The sequence below is a fragment of the Frankia sp. CcWB3 genome (assembly GCF_977927595.1).
Genome location: NZ_CDWRCK010000313.1, coordinates 1 through 4171 on the forward strand (window position 1 = coordinate 1; position 4171 = coordinate 4171).

The window sequence follows — 4171 nt, forward strand, 5'->3', positions numbered from 1 at the left end:
CGCGGTCAACGAATGGCTGCCCCGATGAACTTCCCAAACAGGCCCTAGCGCCTGCTGCGGTCAGACGGACACGTTTTCCGTGGCCCCGGTCCGTCCTGCCCGGCCCTGTCCTGGAGCGTCATGTCCCTGGTCCACCATCCTCGTCACGACACGGGTTCCCGTCACGGCGCCGGTTCCCCGCCCGGGCAGTTCCCCCCGTCGCGCTCCCCGCGGCGCCGTCCGGCACTGGCCGGAACCATTGCCACGGTCCTGGTCGCCTCCTCGATGGCGCTGCTCACCGCCTGCGCCGGCTCGGGAACCGACACCGGAGTGAAGATCGTCGATGCGGGGAACGGAGGCGACAACGGCGGCCTGCACGGCACCGTCCCGGCCAGGCGGCTGGCCAAGCCGGCCCTCAACCTCACCGACACCGACGGCCGTCCCCTCGACCTGCGCGCACGCACGCAGGGAAAGATCACCATGCTGTTCTTCGGCTACACCCACTGTCCGGACGTCTGCCCGACCACGATGGCGGACATCGCGTCGGCACTCGGCGAGGTGAAACCGGACGTGCGTGACCAGGTGACAGTCGTCTTCGTGACGACCGACCCTGATCGGGATACGGAGGTGGTCCTCAGTCGTTGGCTTAAGCAGTTCAACGCAACCTTCATCGGCGCCCGCGGTCCGTTCGACCGGATCCGTACCGAGGCCGAGGCCCTGGGCGTTCCCCTGGAGAAACCGGAGGTCCAGGCCGACGGCTCCGTTCTGGTCACCCATGGCGCCCAGGTCATCGTCTTCTCTCGAGATGACAGGATCCGCGCGCTGTACCTGGCGGGGACCAGCGTCCAGGACTACATCGACGACCTGCCCAAGCTGACCGCCGAGCGGTCCGGATCAGAAGAAGCACGGACTTGAATCCGATCACCTATAGCCTTGTCACCCCCATGCAGCCGGCCAGTCGCGCCGTCTCCACGGTGTTGCGCCTCGGCCTCGGCGTGGTCTGGCTGGTCGCCGGGCTGTTGAAGGTCAACGACCCGGACGGGATGGTGCGCTCCGTGCGGGCGTTCCGCATCCTGCCCGATGCCCTCGTGCAGCCGATCGCGTACGGCGTCCCGTTCCTGGAGATCGCCCTGGGGATGCTGCTCGTCGTGGGGCTCGCCGTGCGGCTGTCCGCCGTCGTGTCCGCGGTGATGTTCGCCGTCTACATCGCAGCGATCGCGTCGGCCGCCGCCCGGGGGCTGCGGATCGACTGCGGCTGCTTCTCCTCCGGGGGTGATCTCGCTGCCGATGCCCCGACGCACTACACCTCCGAGCTGATCCGCGACAGCCTGCTGCTCGCCGCCGCCGGGCTGCTGGCCTGGCGGCCGAGCGGCTATCTGGCGGTGGACTGCCTCCTCGACCAACCGGTGAACGATCTTTCCGGGAGTACCGCTGATGGCTTCGAAGTCGAAGAAGACACCGTTGACGACCGGCGGTAGGGCCCCGGGCGGCGGCGCCGCGAGGCCCGACGCGACCCCCCCGGCAGGTGGGGGCAAGGCGGCCAGCGGACAGGAGCGACGGGCCAAGGCCGCGGCGGCGCGGGCCGCGGCGGCAGCGCGGGAACGGCGACGGCAGCGCGGCATCATCACCGGCGTGGTGCTGGCCGTTCTCGTCCTGGTCGGCGCGATCGGCTTTGCCGTCCAGAACTCCCGCGAGGAGTCGAAGCCGGTGGTCCTGCCGGCGAGCGCCACCGGCACCGATCACGGCATCGTCGTCGGGAAGGCGTCCGCGCCGGTCACCGTCGACATATACGAGGATTTCCAGTGCCCCATCTGCGGGACACTGGAGAAGACAACCGGGCCGACTATCGACAAGCTCCTCGACGACGGAAAAATCAAGATTGATTATCACATGATGTCGTTCATCGGGCCGGAGTCGAAGCGGGCGGCGAACGCGGCGGCGGCAGCCGCCAACGAGGGCAGGTTCCGGCAGTTGCACGATGTGCTGTACGCGAACCAACCCGAGGAGCGCACCGGCGGCTTCACCAACGACACGCTCATCACGCTCGGGGCGAAAGCGGGGCTGACCTCGCAGGCGTACCGGAAAGCGGTCAACGAGGGGACCTACGACGGGTACGTCGCCAAGGTCGACGAGGACGCATCGAAGGCCGGCGTTACCGGCACGCCGACCGTCTTCGTCAACGGCAAGCGGCTGTCCGGGGAGCAGCTCACCCCGGAGGGCTTCCGCGCGGCGGTCGACGCAGCAGCCTGAGCAGATGGGGGACCAAGACACGGTCCATGGTGCACAGACCGTGCCCTGGTCCCCCGAATCTCGCCACGTTGGGGATCTGTCCGCTGGGGGGTTTGCCGTCCTGCGCAGGCCACGGCTACTTTTCGGACCATGACTGAGACTGCCAACGCCGCCCGTCTGGTCCCCGGCGACGTCGCACCCGACTTCACCCTGCCCGACTCCGAGGGGAACGAGGTGTCCCTGGCGTCCTACCGGGGACGGCGGGTCGTCGTCTACTTCTACCCGGCCGCGTCGACCCCGGGGTGCACGAAGCAGGCCTGCGACTTCCGGGACAGCCTCGCCCAGCTCGGCAACGCCGGCATCGACGTGCTCGGGATCTCTCCCGACAAGCCCGCCAAGCTGGTGAAGTTCCGCGACGCGGAAGCCCTGACGTTTCCGCTGCTCTCCGACCCGGAGCGGAAGGTGCTCGCCGCGTACGGCGCCTTCGGCGAGAAGACAATGTACGGGAAGAAGACCGTCGGCGTGATCCGCTCGACGTTCGTGATCGGCACGGACGGCACGATCGAGGTGGCGCAGTACAACGTCCGCGCGACCGGTCATGTCGCCAAGCTGCTGCGCGACCTGGGCCTCGCCGCCGCCTGACCGGGACCGTCCCTGAGGCGCCTGGCCGGCCCATCCCGCAGGCTTCGTCGATCGCTTCGTTGACGGCTTCGTCAGCTCGCCGGTCGCAGATCCCAGCCCAGCAGCACGTTCTCCGGACGGCGCGGATCGACCAGCACGGGGATACGACGCGGGCGGCCCGACGAGGCCGTCGCCGCCTCGCTCAGGTCGATGTCCGGGTCGGGAAGGACCGTGCTGCGCACCACCGGGTACACGTTGCCCCACGCGCCGGGGCGTTCGATGAGCAGATGAACCTCGGCGACCGGCCGGCCGTTCACCCGCAGGTCCGTGTCACGGACCGCGCAGACGGCCGCGGTCGTCGCCCGACCGGTGTCGATGAGCTTCAACGCCCGGTTCCGTTCGAGGAGGGCACGCTGGGCGGCGTGGCGGGGACCGGGGCAGACCAGCCGTGGGGCCTCGTTCCCGGCCTCGGCCTCGGCCCTGACGTTGGCCTCGGCCCTGACCTTGGTCGGCGGGCTCTCGACCTGTGCCGGTGCCTCGCCGGTGGGCGGAATGTCGGCGGGGGGCGGAACGCCGGCGGGGGCGAAGCGCGGGACCTCCGTGAGGGTCATATGAATCGTCTCCCAGTCGTCCTGGCCAAACCGGCGCGAAACAACCCTGCCGCCGGTCGGATGCCCGTACGAGTCAGGCTGACGACAACGGCCCTCTCACGGTTGTCGTCCCGACGACCGTGGGACGAGTCTCGGTGACCGGCGGCGTGAGCCCTCTGGACTGCCGATATCTGTCCGGCCTGGCGTCCGCCAAACCCGGCCGATACCGGTGAACCCCGTGAATGGCCCAATACGAAGGTTCGTGGCCGGGCTGGGGCAGCCTCCATGGCTACACACGGCTGCCCACGGCTGTCCACGGCTGTCCGCGGTCCTGGTGAGGATGCGGGGCGTGACCCGACGGGAGGCGGGGCGCCCCCCAGGTGAGGCGATCGCTACTCTGGAGGTCGCGCGGGAGTGGCGGAATGGCAGACGCAGCAGACTTAGGATCTGCCGCCTTCGGGCGTGGGGGTTCAAGTCCCCCCTCCCGCACCAAATAGATCTCTCTTGAACCCCGGCCAAGATCGACCGTGGCGCCCGGTCCACCAGGGCCACCGCCACGGGCGTCTCGGCCGGGGTTCGTGCCGTTTCGGATCAACCGGGCTTGCAGCGCCGGATCAAGCAGGGTCGCCATCGGCTCGTGTAGGGCGGCATCCGTCACGGTCACCTCGTCGTCCACCACACTCACCAGGAGTCGCTCGAAGAAGAAGCGGTTGGCCAGCCGACGGACCTGCGGCCCGCCCGCCTAGGGTCTG

Annotated in this window: 5 protein-coding genes and 1 tRNA gene; 5 read left to right on the forward strand and 1 reads right to left on the reverse strand. The window is 69.3% G+C overall.

Annotated features, from left to right (window positions below):
* The first annotated feature begins 120 nt into the window (after positions 1 to 120).
* The 4 genes from ACY5KJ_RS18175 (at position 121) to bcp (ending at position 2850) form a co-directional block, all read left to right on the forward strand.
* A complete protein-coding gene (locus tag ACY5KJ_RS18175) occupies positions 121 to 894 on the forward strand; it encodes an SCO family protein (RefSeq protein WP_462203924.1) in 774 nt (257 codons plus the stop codon).
* On the forward strand, positions 891 to 1457 hold the full coding sequence (locus ACY5KJ_RS18180) for a MauE/DoxX family redox-associated membrane protein (protein WP_462203925.1): 567 nt from the start codon (positions 891 to 893) through the stop codon (positions 1455 to 1457). The genes ACY5KJ_RS18175 and ACY5KJ_RS18180 overlap by 4 nt, the downstream gene beginning before the upstream one ends.
* Positions 1414 to 2229 (forward strand): DsbA family protein, encoded by an 816-nt coding sequence (locus ACY5KJ_RS18185; protein ID WP_462203926.1) that lies wholly within the window; start codon positions 1414 to 1416, stop codon positions 2227 to 2229. The genes ACY5KJ_RS18180 and ACY5KJ_RS18185 overlap by 44 nt, the downstream gene beginning before the upstream one ends.
* 129 nt (positions 2230 to 2358) lie before the next feature.
* Entirely contained in the window at positions 2359 to 2850 is a 492-nt protein-coding gene (bcp, locus tag ACY5KJ_RS18190; protein WP_462203927.1) for a thioredoxin-dependent thiol peroxidase, read from the forward strand.
* Positions 2851 to 2921: 71 nt separating this feature from the next.
* Here bcp and ACY5KJ_RS18195 read toward each other — a convergent pair whose 3' ends face one another.
* A complete protein-coding gene (locus ACY5KJ_RS18195; RefSeq protein WP_462203928.1) occupies positions 2922 to 3440 on the reverse strand; it encodes a hypothetical protein in 519 nt (172 codons plus the stop codon).
* A 387-nt stretch (positions 3441 to 3827) separates the two neighbouring features.
* On the opposite strand from ACY5KJ_RS18195, the gene ACY5KJ_RS18200 reads away from it, so the two are divergent.
* Positions 3828 to 3911: transfer RNA gene (locus ACY5KJ_RS18200), tRNA-Leu, on the forward strand.
* The last annotated feature ends 260 nt before the right edge of the window (positions 3912 to 4171 follow it).

Coding starts and splice junctions, on each gene's coding strand:
- bcp (WP_462203927.1), top strand. CDS start 2,359: ATGACTGAGACTGCCAACGCCGCCCGTCTGGTCCCCGGCGACGTCGCA.
- ACY5KJ_RS18185 (WP_462203926.1), top strand. CDS start 1,414: ATGGCTTCGAAGTCGAAGAAGACACCGTTGACGACCGGCGGTAGGGCC.
- ACY5KJ_RS18195 (WP_462203928.1), bottom strand. CDS start 3,440: ATGACCCTCACGGAGGTCCCGCGCTTCGCCCCCGCCGGCGTTCCGCCC.
- ACY5KJ_RS18175 (WP_462203924.1), top strand. CDS start 121: ATGTCCCTGGTCCACCATCCTCGTCACGACACGGGTTCCCGTCACGGC.